12 protein-coding genes and 1 pseudogene are annotated in these 14,640 nt (G+C 68.0%); 6 read left to right on the top strand and 7 right to left on the bottom strand.

Annotated elements, in window-relative coordinates:
* The first annotated feature begins 70 nt into the window (after positions 1-70).
* Complete coding sequence (locus tag CAL13_RS04120; RefSeq protein ID WP_086073514.1) at positions 71-817, top strand: SDR family oxidoreductase; 747 nt, start codon at positions 71-73, stop codon at positions 815-817.
* Positions 818-975: 158 nt separating this feature from the next.
* The gene (locus CAL13_RS04115; RefSeq protein WP_086071600.1) at positions 976-2,580 is read left to right on the top strand and encodes an EAL domain-containing protein; all 1,605 of its coding nucleotides are present in this window, start codon (positions 976-978) and stop codon (positions 2,578-2,580) included.
* Here CAL13_RS04115 and CAL13_RS04110 read toward each other — a convergent pair.
* Positions 2,546-3,889: an MFS transporter gene (locus CAL13_RS04110; protein ID WP_232462508.1), complete on the bottom strand. Its 1,344-nt coding sequence runs from the start codon at positions 3,887-3,889 to the stop codon at positions 2,546-2,548. The two genes, CAL13_RS04115 and CAL13_RS04110, sit on opposite strands and share 35 nt — an antisense overlap.
* Before the next feature lie 273 nt (positions 3,890-4,162).
* On the opposite strand from CAL13_RS04110, the gene CAL13_RS04105 reads away from it, so the two are divergent.
* Positions 4,163-4,423, top strand: coding sequence for a DUF378 domain-containing protein (locus tag CAL13_RS04105; RefSeq protein WP_086056241.1), 261 nt, complete (start codon positions 4,163-4,165; stop codon positions 4,421-4,423).
* A 265-nt stretch (positions 4,424-4,688) separates the two neighbouring features.
* Positions 4,689-6,542, top strand: a complete 1,854-nt coding sequence (locus tag CAL13_RS04100) for an ABC transporter ATP-binding protein (RefSeq protein WP_086071599.1) — start codon at positions 4,689-4,691, stop codon at positions 6,540-6,542.
* Positions 6,543-6,581: 39 nt separating this feature from the next.
* On the opposite strand, the gene CAL13_RS04095 is transcribed toward CAL13_RS04100, so the two are convergent.
* The 6 genes and pseudogenes from CAL13_RS04095 to CAL13_RS04070 all read right to left on the bottom strand — a co-directional run bounded on the left by CAL13_RS04095 (position 6,582) and on the right by CAL13_RS04070 (position 12,767).
* A complete protein-coding gene (locus tag CAL13_RS04095; RefSeq protein WP_086071598.1) occupies positions 6,582-8,081 on the bottom strand; it encodes a M81 family metallopeptidase in 1,500 nt (499 codons plus the stop codon).
* Positions 8,078-9,382: a Zn-dependent hydrolase gene (locus CAL13_RS04090; protein ID WP_086073513.1), complete on the bottom strand. Its 1,305-nt coding sequence runs from the start codon at positions 9,380-9,382 to the stop codon at positions 8,078-8,080. Before CAL13_RS04090 ends, CAL13_RS04095 begins: the two co-directional genes overlap by 4 nt.
* Before the next feature lie 147 nt (positions 9,383-9,529).
* On the bottom strand, positions 9,530-10,228 hold the full coding sequence (locus CAL13_RS04085) for an ABC transporter ATP-binding protein (RefSeq protein WP_086056237.1): 699 nt from the start codon (positions 10,226-10,228) through the stop codon (positions 9,530-9,532).
* Positions 10,225-11,031, bottom strand: coding sequence for an ABC transporter ATP-binding protein (locus CAL13_RS04080; protein ID WP_086071597.1), 807 nt, complete (start codon positions 11,029-11,031; stop codon positions 10,225-10,227). The genes CAL13_RS04085 and CAL13_RS04080 overlap by 4 nt, the downstream gene beginning before the upstream one ends.
* 26 nt (positions 11,032-11,057) lie before the next feature.
* A pseudogene (locus CAL13_RS04075) lies at positions 11,058-11,537 on the bottom strand (branched-chain amino acid ABC transporter permease); the annotation flags it as partial.
* 30 nt (positions 11,538-11,567) lie between these two features.
* Positions 11,568-12,767: an ABC transporter substrate-binding protein gene (locus CAL13_RS04070; RefSeq protein ID WP_086073512.1), complete on the bottom strand. Its 1,200-nt coding sequence runs from the start codon at positions 12,765-12,767 to the stop codon at positions 11,568-11,570.
* A gap of 131 nt (positions 12,768-12,898) precedes the next feature.
* On the opposite strand from CAL13_RS04070, the gene CAL13_RS04065 reads away from it, so the two are divergent.
* Both CAL13_RS04065 and CAL13_RS04060 read left to right on the top strand, forming a co-directional pair.
* Complete coding sequence (locus CAL13_RS04065) at positions 12,899-13,786, top strand: FadR/GntR family transcriptional regulator (RefSeq protein WP_086071596.1); 888 nt, start codon at positions 12,899-12,901, stop codon at positions 13,784-13,786.
* A 295-nt stretch (positions 13,787-14,081) separates the two neighbouring features.
* Positions 14,082-14,615: a hemerythrin domain-containing protein gene (locus CAL13_RS04060; RefSeq protein ID WP_086059232.1), complete on the top strand. Its 534-nt coding sequence runs from the start codon at positions 14,082-14,084 to the stop codon at positions 14,613-14,615.
* Positions 14,616-14,640: the final 25 nt, after the last annotated feature.

Here is a 14,640-nt window from a genome sequence, read left to right as displayed (position 1 = left end):
CACGCCGTCGTTGCCAATTCCTGCGCGACGCGTCAGCATGGCGGCGTCATTCACCACGGGGGACTCGCGCATGGAAAAAGTCATGATCGTCACGGGCGCCAGCCGCGGCATCGGCGCCGCTACCGCCCTGCTCGCCGCGCAGCGCGGCTACGCCGTCTGCGTCAACTACAAACAGAATGCGCAGGCGGCCCAGGACGTGGTCGCGCAGATCGAATCGGGGGGCGGCCAGGCCATCGCGGTGCGGGCCGATATGGCTGTCGAATCCGACATCCTGGCGCTGTTCGCCGCGGTGGACGAGCGCTTCGGCCGGCTCGACGGCCTGGTCAACAATGCCGGCATCCTGGAGCGGCAGGCCACCTTGCGCGATATCGATTCGGCGCGTCTGCGGCGGATCCTGGAAGTGAACGTCGTGGCGCCCTTCACCTGCTGCCGCGAAGCCGTGCGGCGCATGTCCACGCGCGACGGCGGACAGGGCGGCGTCATCGTCAACGTGTCGTCGATGGCGGCCCGCCTGGGCTCGGCCGGGGAATACATCGATTACGCCGCATCCAAGGGGGCGCTCGATACCCTGACCGTCGGGCTGGCCCGCGAAGTCGCCGCGGAAGGCATCCGCGTGAACGCCGTGCGTCCGGGCGTGATCGACACGGAGATCCACGCCAGCGGTGGCGAGCCGGGCCGGGTGGAGCGGGTCAAGCACAGCGTCCCGCTGGGCCGCGGCGGCAAGGCGGAAGAAGTGGCCGGCGCCATCATGTGGTTCTTCTCGCCCGAAGCCGCCTATTCCACGGGGGCGTTCCTGGACGTGTCTGGCGGCAAGTAGGGAATCGCGGCCAGTAGGGGATCCCGGCGGCTGCATCGGAAATGTCCGACCGGCATGGTGGCGGCACGGCCATTTACATTTTGTCGGAGTTCTGCTGACATACCAGCACCCGCTCCGCGCCCGGAGCGGCGCCCCGGGGCCCTGGAAGGAGGCAGCGCGTGCCCACCCGCTTATCCGTTCGCCGCAGGCTCGCCGCCATCGCCGTGGCGACGCTGGCCGCCGCGCTGCCCTTTCTCCTCGTCCTGCCTGTCGTGCTTCATGAAAGCGAGCGGCAAATCGACGGCGAAGCCGAAGTCACCGCCACGGTCATCCGGCGCCAGATCGACAACATCCTGCTGCGCGCGGCCGACGCCACCCAGCGCCTGGCGGCGGTGCTGAACCGGCCCTGTGAGGAAGTGCTGCCGCTGCTCCAGCAAACGGCGGCGCTGCAGCCCTACATCCGGTCGCTGTTGCTGGTGCGCAACGACGAAGCCTATTGCTCCACCGATTACGGGCCGCAGCGCACGCCGCTGATCGCGATATCGCCGCAGGAGCACGTGCCCCGGGGTATGCATATCGCGCCGGTGGCCGGCACCCTGCTCGTGCCGGACCGGCCCGCCGTGATGGTGGCGCAGGCGCCCCGCGACGGCGACGGCGTGGTGGCCTTCCTGGACGCCCAGCATCTTTACGACCTGAAGACGGCGGCCGCGCGAGGCGGCAAATACGACGTCGACATCACCCTGGGACCGCGCCAGCTGCCGTTGCTGGACGCGGGGGAACGGCAGCGCCCGGCGTATCCGGTTGCGGCCGACACGCAAGTCTCGGCCTCGGCGCCTTTCCCCGTGGAGGTGCGCGTCACGCCCTTGATCACCGAACGCGACGCGGCCCGCGCCCATGTGTGGCGGCACTATGCGGCCTTCCTGGTCCTGGCCGGCCTGCTGTGCGGCTACGCCGCCTACCGGCTCTACGGATGGCGGGTTTCGATTCCCGGCGAGATCCGGAAAGGCATGCGCCAGCGCCAGTTCCACGTGGCGTACCAGCCGGTGATCGACCTGCGCACGGGTCGGCCGTCCGGCGTCGAAGCGCTATTGCGCTGGCGCCATCCGCGCCTGGGCAACGTGCGGCCCGACCTGTTCATTGCGGCTGCCGAAGAACACGGCATCATCGGCGACCTGACGCGCCATATGTTCGGCCTGGTCGCCGGCGATCTGGAAGCGCTCGATCTGCCGCCCGGCAGCCACCTGGGGCTGAACGTGTGCGGGCAGCATATGGCCGAGACCCGTTTCGTGGCGGATGTGGAGTTGCTGCTGGCGCGGGTGCGCGCCCATGGCGACATCGTGCTGGTGCTGGAAGTGACCGAACGTCACCCTTTGCCCGATACGGCAGCGCTGCGCGAGAACATGGCCTCGTTGCGCGATCTGGGCGTGCGCTGGGCGCTGGACGACTTCGGCACCGGGCATAGCTCCCTGGCCTACCTGGAAAAGCTGGACCCCTACTGCCTGAAAATCGACCGCGCCTTCGTCAGCGCCGCCGGCACCGAAGCGGTGGGCAACGTGGTGCTGGACGCCATCATCGGTCTGGCGCGCCAGCTGGGACTGGCGATGATCGCCGAAGGCATCGAAACCGAAACGCAACGCGCCTATCTCATGCAGAAAGGCGTGCACCTGGCGCAGGGCTATCTGTTCGCGCGGCCCATGCCGGCCCGCGATCTCGCCGCCTGGCGCCGGCAGCGGGCCCCGTCCGCCGGCGTCAGCCCGGCCCCGGCCGGTACCGCAACCGCATGACGCTCGCCACGCCGGCCAGCCCAGCGAACAGTACGCCGAGCCACAGCGCAACCACCGCGCCGCCGCCGCCATAAGCGTGAAAGCAGGCGGCGACCAGCGCCGCGCCCACCGACTGGCCCAGCAGGCGCACCGTTCCCACCATCCCGCTGGCGCCGCCGGCGCGTTCGGCCGGCGCCGACGTCATCAGCGCGCGCACATTGGGCGACTGGAAAAACCCGAAGCCCGCCCCGCAGATCGCCAGGCGCCAGCACAGCCCGAAAACGGAGGGCTCCGCCGGCATGGTGGCCAGCAGCGCCATGCCGGCGGCCAGCATCGCCAGGCCCACGCCGGCAAGCGCGCCCACATGGAAGCGGTCGGACAGCCGGCCGGCGATGGGCGCCATGATGGCCACCAGGGCGGGCCACGGCGTAATCAGGAAACCCGTTTCGACCTGCGTGTAGCCCAATGCGTTCTGCAGCAGGAAAGGCAGCGACACGAAAGCCAGCGACTGGGTGGCGAAGCTGCAGACGCTGGTCGCCGCCGACAAGGCGAACAGGGGCCGCCGCAGCAGATCCACCGCCAGAAAAGGCGCGGGATGGCCAGCCTGCCGCCGCATCAGAAGCAGCAGGCAGACCAGGCAGAGCGCCGCGGCAGCGGCAATCGCCTGCCAGCTTGCGAGTTGTGCGCCCTCGTTCAACGTGAACACCAGCAGGGCCAGGAAGCCCGCGCACAGGAAGGCGCCCAGGGTGTCGAAACGGCGCTTGCTGCGCAGTGTCGGCGGCATGGCGCGCAAGCTGAAGACGATGGCCAGCACGCCAACGGGCACGTTGATCAGGAACAGCCAGTGCCAGGTGGCGACTGTCAGCACCAGCGACGCCACAGTCGGCCCCGCCGCAAAGGCCAGCGCCACCATCAGCGAATTCAGGCCGACGCCGCGGCCCAGCATCTCGTCGGGGTAGATGAAGCGAAGCATGGCGCCGTTCACCGCCATCGTCGCCGCGGCGCCGAGTCCTTGCACCAGACGGCCGGCAACCAGCCAGCCCAGCGAAGGCGCCACGCCGCAGGCCAGCGAGGCCAGCGTGAACACCACCAGGCCGAACAGCATCACGCGGCGGTGCCCGACGATCTCGCCGAGCGTGGCCGCCGGCAGCAGACCGGCGACCATCGATAGCTGATAGGCGCTGATGACCCAGATGGAATGCGCCTCCGAGGCATTCAGATCCTGCGCGATCGCCGGCAAGGCGGTGTTGGCGATGGCGGTGTCCAGGCTCGCCATGCACACCCCGAGAAGAATGGCCAGCATGGCGAGCCAGCGCTGATTCGCGGGCATGCCCGCGCCGACCGGATAGGGTTGTTGAAGCGCGAAGGAAAGAAGCATCCGACACCGAAGGCAAGGGGAACGCGGCAGGCCGGCGCGGACCCATTCCGCCGCAAGCCCTGCCGCCGGGATCAGCGGAGCAAAACCGGTAAGGGTGTACTGCGCCGGGCGCGGCGCTGTCAAACGCGGGCATGTGCGTTGCTGCGAGGCCTCTCGCGGCCGGCTTTCCTTCTGAAGCCGACGATGCCGCGCACCTGCGTCCTTGCGACGGGAGGATAGTGAGCCATGGCACTGAACACGACCCAACCCACCACCACCGGCAGCACGGCCGTCCGTACTCTCAACCCCCTGGACTGGATTGCCCTGATACTGGCCATCATCGGCGGCTTGAATTGGGGATTGGTGGGCGCGTTCAACTTCGACCTGGTCGCCGCCATCTTCGGCGCCGGCTCGGCGATCTCGCGCCTGATCTACATCATCGTGGGACTGGCGGCGCTTTATCTCATTTACTACGCCATCAAAGCCGGTTCCGGAAGCCGCGTCTGACGGATGCCGGGCGGGCGGCGCCGCAGCGCCGCCCATCCCTGCCGTCCCTCCGTTCTCCCCCTCCGCTTGCCGCCCGCAGACCCGCCGGGCGCGCCTGCCCATCCGCCGCCCCTTCAACCCGCTATCGCCCGCCGATGAAACAAATCCGCTCGGCGGCAGACAGCCGCCGCATCGGCCGATAACATACGGCGCGGCCGCGCCTTCCTTTGCCCGCTTCCGGCCGCACGACGCCGCAGCAGCATCCCGACTCCCCATCCCCTCCACCATGTCATCCACGCGACACCATCCGATATTCCGACGCTTCGAAACCCTGATCGACCCCTTCCGGCCCGCGCGGGACGAACCGCCGCCGGACGACATCGTGCGCTTCTACCGGCACTATCTGAAGCAGGTGCGCTTCGCGCTCCTGTTTCTGCTGTGCGTCGGACTGGCCGGCGCGCTGGTGGACGTAACCATGTTCCGCTTCCTGGGCCGCATCGTCGACCTGGTGCGGGAAACGCCCAGCATGGCGTTCTTCGCCGAACACGGCAAGACGCTGATCGGCATGGCGCTGGTGGTGCTGGCATTGCGGCCGGCGATTACGGCGCTGCACGACATGCTGGTGCACCAGACGCTGGCGCCGGGCCTGACCACGCTGGTGCGCTGGCAGAACCACCGCTACGTGCTCAAGCAGGGCCTGGGTTTTTTCCACAACGACTTTGCCGGACGCATCGCCAACCGCATCCTGCAGACCGGCGTGGCGCTGCGCGAATCCACCCTGCAGGCGGTGGATGCGGTGTGGCATGTGCTGATCTATTCCGGCAGCGCGCTGATCCTGTTCTTCGATGCCGACTGGCGCCTGACCCTGCCCCTGGTCGTATGGATCGTTGGCTACGTCATCACGCTGGTGCGCTTCGTGCCGCGCGTGAAGACGCGGTCGGCCGCGGCTTCCGAGGCCAGCTCCAAGCTGATGGGCCGCATCGTGGACGGCTACACCAATATCGGCACGCTCAAGCTGTTCGCGCATAGCCAGCGCGAGGAACACTACGCGCGGCAGGCCATGGCGGAACAGACCGGCCAGGCCCAGCTCGCCGCTCGGCTGATCACGAAGATGGGCTTCACCATCGCCATCCTGAACGGCATCCTGATCGCCGGCACGCCCGGGCTCGCGCTGTGGCTCTGGAGCCAGGGCCGCATGTCGGTGGGCGACATCGCGCTGGCCACCGGGCTCGCCATGCGGATCAGCGACATGTCGGGCTGGATCATGTGGGTGGTCAACGGCATCTTCGAAAACGTCGGGACCGTCCAGGACGGCATGCAGACCATTGCGCGCCCGCGCGTGGTGGACGACAGCCCGGATGCGCAGCCCCTGCGGGTGCGGCGCGGACGCGTGACCTTCGAGAACGTGGGCTTCGGCTACGGCAAGGGCGGGCTGGTGTTCTCCGGGCTGAACCTGGATGTGGCCCCCGGCGAAAAGATCGGCCTGATCGGTCCCTCGGGGGCAGGCAAGTCCACGCTGGTCAGCATCCTGCTCCGGCTGTACGACATCGAGTCCGGACGCATCCTGATCGATGGGCAGGACATCACCAAGGTCACGCAGGAAAGCCTGCGGTCGCAGATCGGCGTGGTGACGCAGGACACCTCGCTGCTGCACCGGTCGCTGCGCGAGAACCTGCTGTATGGACGGCCGGACGCCAGCGAGGAGGCGCTGATGCACGCCATCCGCCAGGCCCGCGCCGACGAGTTCATCTTTGGCCTGAGCGACGCGCAGGGCAACCGCGGTCTGGATGCCCACGTGGGCGAACGCGGCGTCAAGCTGTCCGGCGGGCAGCGGCAGCGCATCGCCATTGCGCGCGTGCTGCTGAAGGATGCGCCCATCCTGGTGCTGGACGAAGCCACGTCGGCCCTGGATTCCGACGTCGAGGCCGCCATCCAGGAAAACCTGGAAACGCTGATGCGCGGCAAGACCGTGATCGCGATCGCCCACCGGCTGTCCACGATCGCGCGCATGGACCGGCTCGTCGTGATGGACCACGGCAGCATCGTCGAGATGGGCACCCATGCCGAACTGCTGGCGCGCGACGGCGTCTATGCGCGCCTGTGGCGGCGCCAGACCGAAGGCTTCGTGGGCGTGGAATAGCGCGGCGCGTCCGGCGTGGCGTCGCGCCCCGCGCCGGCATCAGCCGCAGGGCTGCGCGGGATCGAACGTGGCGTCTTCCAGCGGGTAAAGCGGACGCGCCCGTTTGGCGTACGGAAAGATGCCGTAATCGGAAGTCGTCACGCCCGGGCTGTCGCACTCCACCAGCCCGTCCGAGATCGGCACGAACACCGGCCGGCAATACATGCGCGACTTCAGCAACAGAAAGCGGGCGCGGCGCGGATCCTCGCCGACGCTTTCGAACACGGCAAGGTCCCACGGTTCGTGCGTCTGCTCCGAGACGACCACGCGGGCGTCGCCCAGATCCAGCACCGCCGTGCGCCCCATGCTCACGCGCATGCCGGTGTAGGTGGGGCCGGTGATCACGTACTCGCCGTCGGTGATCGCGCGCACGACGCCGCTGGCCTGCATGGGCCTGGCGTCGATGCCCAGGAAGGCGAGCGAGCGCTTGTTGCCCAGCGGCAGCGTGACGTGGGCGCCCACGCCGGCCTCGATCATGTGGGCGACCGCTTCCGGGTCGCAGATCACACCGGCCAGGATGTCCTTCATGCCGCGCGCCAGGGCCGCTTCCAGCACGGCGGTGGTATCGCAGGTGCCGCCGGAATTGCAATTGTCGCCATGGTCGAGCAGCAGGATGGGCCGCCGGGCATCGACCGCCATGGCCTGCGCCCTGGCAAGCGAATCCGCCAGCGGCTCGCTGCGATAGACGAAGCCATCGCGCTGCCTCCATATCTGCGCGGCGATGCGTTCGGCGACGCTTTCGGCCAGGGCGCGGTCGCCGTCCGCCACCACGACGACGCTGATGCAGGGATGCGGAATATCGGCCAGCCCGAAGCCCGCCAGCACGGAGGCCGCGGCCACCCCGCTGGTTTCGGCTTCGCGGGCGGCCTGCACCGCATCGCGCATCGCGCCCGCGTCGGTGGCCGATCGCAGCGTGTGGGTCATCAGCGGCGGCCGGCGCCATGCCATGACGGGGCGGAAGCGCCCATCGATCGTCTCCCACAGCAGCCGTCCCGCGTGCTCGCCCGTTTCGTACATGTCCACATGGGGATAGGTCTTGAAGCTGACGATGACGTCCGCGTTCTCCACCATGCGCGCGGTCACGTTGCCGTGCAGGTCCAGCGCCACCGCGATCGGCACGCCCGGCGCGGCCGCCCGCACGCGCGCGAGCAGATCGCCTTCGCCGTCGTCGCTGTTCTGCGCCACCATGGCGCCGTGCAGGTCCAGGAATATCGCCTCGCATCCGGGCACGGCGTCCAGGATGCGCGCGCACATGGCATCGTAGGCATCCGCATGCACGGGCCCGCTGGGATACGCCCAGGCCGACAGCGGCGTCACGATGCCGGCGCCGCGCGCCTTCGCCAGGTCGATGAAGGCGCCCATCGCCGTGCGCGCGCCCTCGTTCTCTCGGCGCGCGTCGTCGCCGTAGGCGGGACCGCCGCGCCCGAAGGCGGACAGCGGCGTTGGAACGGGCGAGAACGTATTCGTTTCGTGATTCATGCGCGCGATCAGGACTTTCATGCCGCGGCCTCCCCCGTGAGCGCCACGCCCGCCGTGCGCAGCACCGCCTGCAGCAGCACGTTGCAGCCGGCTTCCAGATGCTCGGGCCGGGCGTCTTCGATTTCGTTGTGGCTGATGCCGTCCTTGCATGGCACGAAAATCATCGCCGTGGGGGCCACGCGCGCCAGGTAGACGGCATCGTGCCCCGCGCCGCTGACCACTTCCATGGCGGACAGCCCCAGTGCGCGGGCGCCCTCGGCCAGCGCGCCGATCAGCGTCCGGTCGAAGGGCTGCGGCGGGAAATACACCACTTCCCGCACGTCCACCGCGACGCCCGGGCGCCCGGCGCAGTACGCATGCAGCGCCTTCGCCATGGCGCTCAGCGTCGCATCGTCGGCGGCGCGCAGGTCCACGGTCATTTGCACGCGGCCCGGAATGACGTTGCGCGAATTCGGATAGGTGTCCAGGCAGCCCACCGTCCCGCGCGCATGCGGCGCATGATCCAGCGCGATGCGATTGACCTGGCGCACGATGTCCGCGGCCGCCAGCAGGGCGTCGTGGCGCAATTCCATGGGCGTGGGGCCCGCATGCGCTTCCATCCCCGTAACGGTCACATCGAACCAGCGCTGGCCCAGGGCGCCGCTGACCAGCCCGATCACGGTGTCGTTGGCCTCCAGGATCGGACCCTGTTCGATGTGGGCCTCGAAATACGCGGCGACGGGACGTCCGCCGACCGGCTCGGCGCCATCGTGCCCGATCGCCTTCAGCGCCTGGGCCACGCTGATGCCATCGCGGTCGCGCTGCGCCAGCGCGTGCTCCAGCGTGAAGGCGCCCGCGAACACGCCCGAGCCCATCATCACGGGCACGAAACGCGAACCTTCCTCGTTGGTCCACACCGCCACTTCCACCGGCGCCTGCGTCCGGACGCCATGGTCGTGCAAGGTGCGCAGGACTTCGATCCCGGCGAGCACGCCGTAATTGCCGTCGAATTTTCCGCCGGTGGGCTGGGTATCGATATGGCTGCCCGTCATCACGGGAGGCAGATCGTCGCGGAGCCCCGCGCGGCGCATGAAGATGTTGCCGATGGCGTCGATCCGTACGCTGCAGCCGATCGCGCGGGCCCACTGCATGACGAGCTCGCGGCCCTGGCCGTCCAGCTCGGTCAGCGCCAGGCGGCGCACGCCGCCCTTGTCGGTGGCGCCGATACGCGCCAGCGTCATCAGCGCATCCCAGAGCCGTGCGCCGTCAACCCGCAGGGCGGCCGCCGTCTCCGGCAGAAAGGAAGAGCCGGCCGCATCCGCGGCGGAATTCAAGGCGCCCATGACGGGGCGATGGGTGGAAGCGATTGCGGAAGAGTCGGACATGTCGGTTTCCCATGAACGCCGCCGCCAGGGGCGACGGCTGTGTTGGCGGGGCGGCGCGGCAGCGGGAAGGCGCCGCGGCGCGGCCGCTGCCGCCGATGCGGGCCTTCAGACGCCCACGCCCAGATATCGGTCCTTTACCGCCTCGTCGGCGGCGAATTCGGCGTTCGTGCCTTCGTACACGATGGCGCCCTGTTCGATGATGTAGTGGCGGTCGGCCAACTGCGTGCAGACCTCCAGGTTCTGCTCCACCAGCAGTATCGGCACCCCCTGCTCGCGGATGGACTTCAACTGCGCCACGATCTCCTCGACGATCACCGGCGCCAACCCTTCGACGGGCTCATCCAGCATCAGCAGGCGGGGATGATTCATCAGGGCTCGCCCGATCGCCAGCATCTGCTGTTCGCCGCCGGACAATTGCGCGCCGCCGTTGCGCCGGCGTTCCTTCAGCCGCGGGAATATGCGGTAGATGTCGGCAAGCTGCCAGGGCGATTGGCGCCGCGCGCCCAGCAGCAGATTTTCCTCCACCGTGAGCAGCCGGAAAATCCCCCGATGTTCGGGCACCAGGCACAGGCCGCGCGCAGCGACCCGATGCGCGGGCAGGCCGCCCACGGACGCCCCGTCGAACCGGATCTCGCCCCGCACGGGATGCAGCGCGCCCGCGATGGTCTTCAACGTGGTGGATTTGCCCGCCCCGTTGCGGCCCAGCAGCGTCACCAGTTCGCCTTCGCCCACCGACAGCGACACGCCCTGCAGAATGTGGCTCTTGCCATAGCAGGCATGGACGTCGCGCAATTCCAGCTTCATGCCCGGCCTCCCGTGATCATGTTGCCCAGATAGGCCGCGCGCACGCGCGGGTCGTCGCGGATCGCCGCCGGCCGCCCCTCCACCAGCACCCTCCCCTGCTGCATCACGGTCACCGTATCGGAGATATCCATCACGATGTTCATGTTGTGCTCGATGAGCACGACGGTGTGGTCGGCGGCCAGTCCGCGGATCAGGGCCTTCATTTCGTCCAGGTCGTCCACGCCCATGCCGGACGTGGGCTCGTCCAGGAAGATGGCGCGCGGGCGCGCCGCCATCGCCATGCCGACTTCGAGCCGGCGCTGCTGGCCGTGCGACAGCGCGGCCGCCGCCACGCCGGCCCGGGCGCGCAGCCCCAGGCGGTCCAGCAGCGCATCGACGCGCTCGTTCAGCGCGGGATCGCGGCCGGGACGGTGCCACAGGTCGAACGCGCCCGATGGATGCGCGCCCTGCGCTGCCAGCCTGAGGTTCTCACGCACGTCCAGGTTGGCGAACAGGCTCGTCACCTGGAAGGAACGGGCGATGCCGCGGCGCACGCGCACGTTGTCGGGCTCGCGCGTCACGTCATGGCCGTCGAACACGATCCGGCCCCCGCTGACCGGCACGGTCCCTGTCAATGTGTGGAACAGGGTCGTCTTGCCCGCGCCGTTGGGCCCGATCACCGAATGCACGGTGCCGGGCAGCACGCGCAGGTCCACCCCGGCCAGCGCGGTGAATTTGCCGTAGCGCTTGACGATGCCCTGCGCTTCCAGAATGGGGGGCGCGTGATCGCCCGGCCTGGCGCGCGAATCGTGCGGCGAGATCATGGCCGGTTCTCCCCGGCGCGCAGCGACGCGCCGCCGCGCCGTGCGGACCACAGGCGCTCGCCCAATCCCCAAAGCCCTTTGTGGCGGTACTTGGGGTAGATGAACCCGCCCCACATCACCACGCCCTGCAGCGCGTCCGGCGTGGCGACGTTGTCGCCCAGCGGCCCCCAGCCCAGGATCACGGCTTCCTGCAGCACGAGCGCCAGACCGACGGTGATCAGGATATGGAATTCATGCGGCTGGTCGTACACGCGCCGCAACAAGGACCGTTCCGCCGCCCAGGCCAGCACGCCGACCAGCAACGGTACGGCAACGAGGGACAGCCAGAAGTCCAGGCCCCACGCCACGGCCTGGTAGCAGAAATAGGCGCCCAGCAGATAGAAGGCGCCATGGGCGAAATTGACGAAGCGCAGCAGCCCGAAGATGATGGACAGCCCGACCGCCAGCAGGAAATACAGCATCCCGATACCGATGCCGTTGACGACTTGCAGCAGGTAAACGTTCATGGAAGCGCCAGGGACATCGGCGAACGGTCGTCAGAGCTTGCAGCCGGTCTGCGCCACGGGCAGGAAGGATTTGCCGGCGTGCAGGATGTCGGCAAAGTCGTCCTTGTCCTTCATGGACTTCTTGCCCTTGCCGCGCAGCAGGTAGTAGTTCTTCAAAACCTGGTGGTCTTCCGCGCGGATTTCCTCTTCGCCGGTCAGTCCCGCGTACTTCATGCCCTCGAGCACCGCGATGACCTTGGCCGGATCGGCGCTGCCCGCCTTGGCAATGGCGTCGATCAGGATCCTGGTGCAGATGTACGAACCCGCCAGGCTGTAATTGGGATTCGACTTGAAGGCATCCTGGCAGCGCTTGACCAGGTCCTTGTTGCCGGGGCTGTCGATGCCGTGCCAATACTGCGCGCCGAAGTACACGCCTTCGCACAGGTCCGCGCCCAGCGACTCGAACTGCTCCAGGCCGGACGCCCAGGCCATCAGAATGGTGGTGTTCTGCTTCATGCCGAAGCTGACCGCCTGGCGCAGCGCGTCGGAAGACTGGGAACCGAAGTTCAGCAGCAGCAGGACGTCGGGTTTGGCCGCCATGGCGTTGGTCAGATAGCCGCTGAATTCCTTTTCCGTCAGCGAATGGTAGCTGTTGCCGACGTGCTCGATGCCCTTTTCCTTGAAGATGTTCTTGGCGGCATTCAGCAGGCCGTCGCCGAACACGTACTGCGGCGTGATGGTGTACCAGCGCTTGGCCTTGGGCAGCGTCTCGATCAGCGGCCGGACGGTCTGCTCGATGGCGCCGTAGGTGGGAACCGACCAGCGGAAGGTGGACTTGTTGCAGTCCGATCCCGTGATTTCATCGGCCCCCGCGGTGGTGATGAAGATACCGCCGGCCTTCTGCACTTCCTTGCCCATGGCCAGCGCTTCGGACGAAAGTATGCCGCCCGCGAAGTAGCGCGCGCCCTTCTGCTGCGCAAGCTCCTGCACCTTGCGCACGGCGGTGGCCGGCTTGCCTTCGGTATCCAGCGTCGTGTACGCCAGCGGCATCCCGAGCACCTTGCCATACTGCTCGATGGCCAGCTTCATGCCGAGGTCCGCGTACTTGCCGTTTGCCGCGAACGGTCCGGACATCGGAACGGGACAGCCGAACTGGATCGTCTGTGCAGCCTGCGCATAGGCATCGCGCAAAGAGACGGATCCGGGCAGCGCCGCCAGGGCGGCGAGTTTGAGCAAATCGCGACGGTTCAAGGCGTTCCCCTTATTTATCATGATAAATAGGCTGAACTGATAATATGGGTGCCAATACGGCGCGTCAACACGACGGACCCCGTCATGACGGGCGTATTTACCCTAGGGCGATTCAGCAAAGAGGGGGAGACATGGCACGCGAAGCCGGCGCCGCGGCGCGCGCAGGACCGGGCAAGTCCAAGCGCGCCGATCTGGTCGCGGGGGAAATCAAGCGGCTGATCACAGAACGCAACCTGCGTCCCGGCGACAGGCTGCCGCGCGAGACCGAGCTGCAGCAGTTGTTCGCCGTCAGCAAAAGCACCATGCGCGAGGCGTTGAAGTCCCTGGAGGTGCAGGGTCTGGTCACCATCAGCACCGGACCCGCGGGCGGCGGACGTATCGTCGAAGTGACGCTTGATCGCACGTTCCAGCTGCTGCAGAACTATCTGTTCTTCAAGGAAGTGACGATCGACGATATCTATACGGCGCGCAAGCTGCTCGAGCCGGAACTCGCGGCCGGCGCCGTGCCCTATCTGACGGACGCGGATTTCCACGCCCTGGAGCACAGTATCGAGTGCTGCGACCCGGCCTCCGGCAAGACCGACGACGTGGTCGCCCAGCGCAAGGAAGACCTGAACTTCCACGACATCCTGGCCCTGGCGAACCCGAATCCCTTCCTGCGGTTCCTGTGCCAGTTGATCAACGCGATGCTGCGCCAGCTCACCGTGTTCGAGAACGATACGCCGGTGCGCACGCAGCGCCGTTTCGGCCAGGCCAACGTACGCCTGCACCAGGCCATCCTGGCCGCCGCCCGCGCGGGGGACGCCAATACGGTGCGTGAGCTGATGGCGAAACACATGGCCGAGGCATCCGGTTTCGTGAAAAAACTGAACGGCAAATTGCAGGGCCGCCTGATTCTGGATTCGGAGATGTCGCGCCGCGACGGCGCGACGGGCCGCGCATTGAGCCGCGATGCCGGTCGGAAGGTCGCCTCCCGAAAGACAGCGGACCGCAGAACGGCGCGCCGATCGGATCCGTGACGCGCCGCGGCGATGTCCCAGGCGTGAAATCGCCGCCGAACCCGTGCGCGTTCCGGCAGCATGGCGCGGTGCGCATTGTGTCCGAGACGCTGTTCAGGCCGGGGCTCAACCCGCGGGACGGGAATGGAGCTTGCGCGGCGTAGGACCCGGCCGATGCCCGGCCGTCCTTCCTTCCACCCGGGAGCCCGCCATGAGCGCCACTGACTTTCCTTCCGACTCCTCCGAATTCGAATACGGCCACGGCCCCGAGCGCCAATCGCGCAGGTATCAGCGGCTGCTTCCCCGGATCACCAGCATGATCCGTTTGGACCACACCCATGTATTGACCACCTTCCATCGCTATCACGCCGACCTCCCGCCTTCGCGCAAAGCCGGCCTGGTTGGCGTGATCTGTACCGCGCTGGAGATCCACGCCACGCTGGAAGAAGAAATCTTCTATCCCGCCATGCGCGCCGTGACGGAGAACGAAGTCATACAGAAAAGCGTTCCCGAGCACATGGAGATGCGCCGTCTGATCGGGGAGCTGCGCGCGATGGAGCCAACCGACGCGCGCTACGACGAAACCGTCATGGCCCTGATGCGCGACGTCATCCACCACGTCGCGGACGAAGAAACGGTGCTGCTGCCGGAGGCCGAGCGCCTGTTCTCGATGGAGCGGCTGCAGGAGCTCGGCGCGGAGATGACCCGGCGCCGGATGAAGCTGGTTGGGCCCCAGGCCGGGCAGATCGCGCGCGACATGGCGCGCGGCATGCCGATGGCGACTTTCGCCATGGGCGCGCTGGCCGTACTGGCCGTCGGCTGTGTCTTGAGCGTGGCGCGCCGCGGATAGCCGTCCTCCATGCCGTTCGGCTGGC

The organism is Bordetella genomosp. 9, assembly GCF_002119725.1.
GTDB lineage: Bacteria > Pseudomonadota > Gammaproteobacteria > Burkholderiales > Burkholderiaceae_B > Bordetella_C.
Note: the sequence above shows the minus strand (reverse complement) of the source record. Positions and strands in the feature narration are given on the sequence as shown.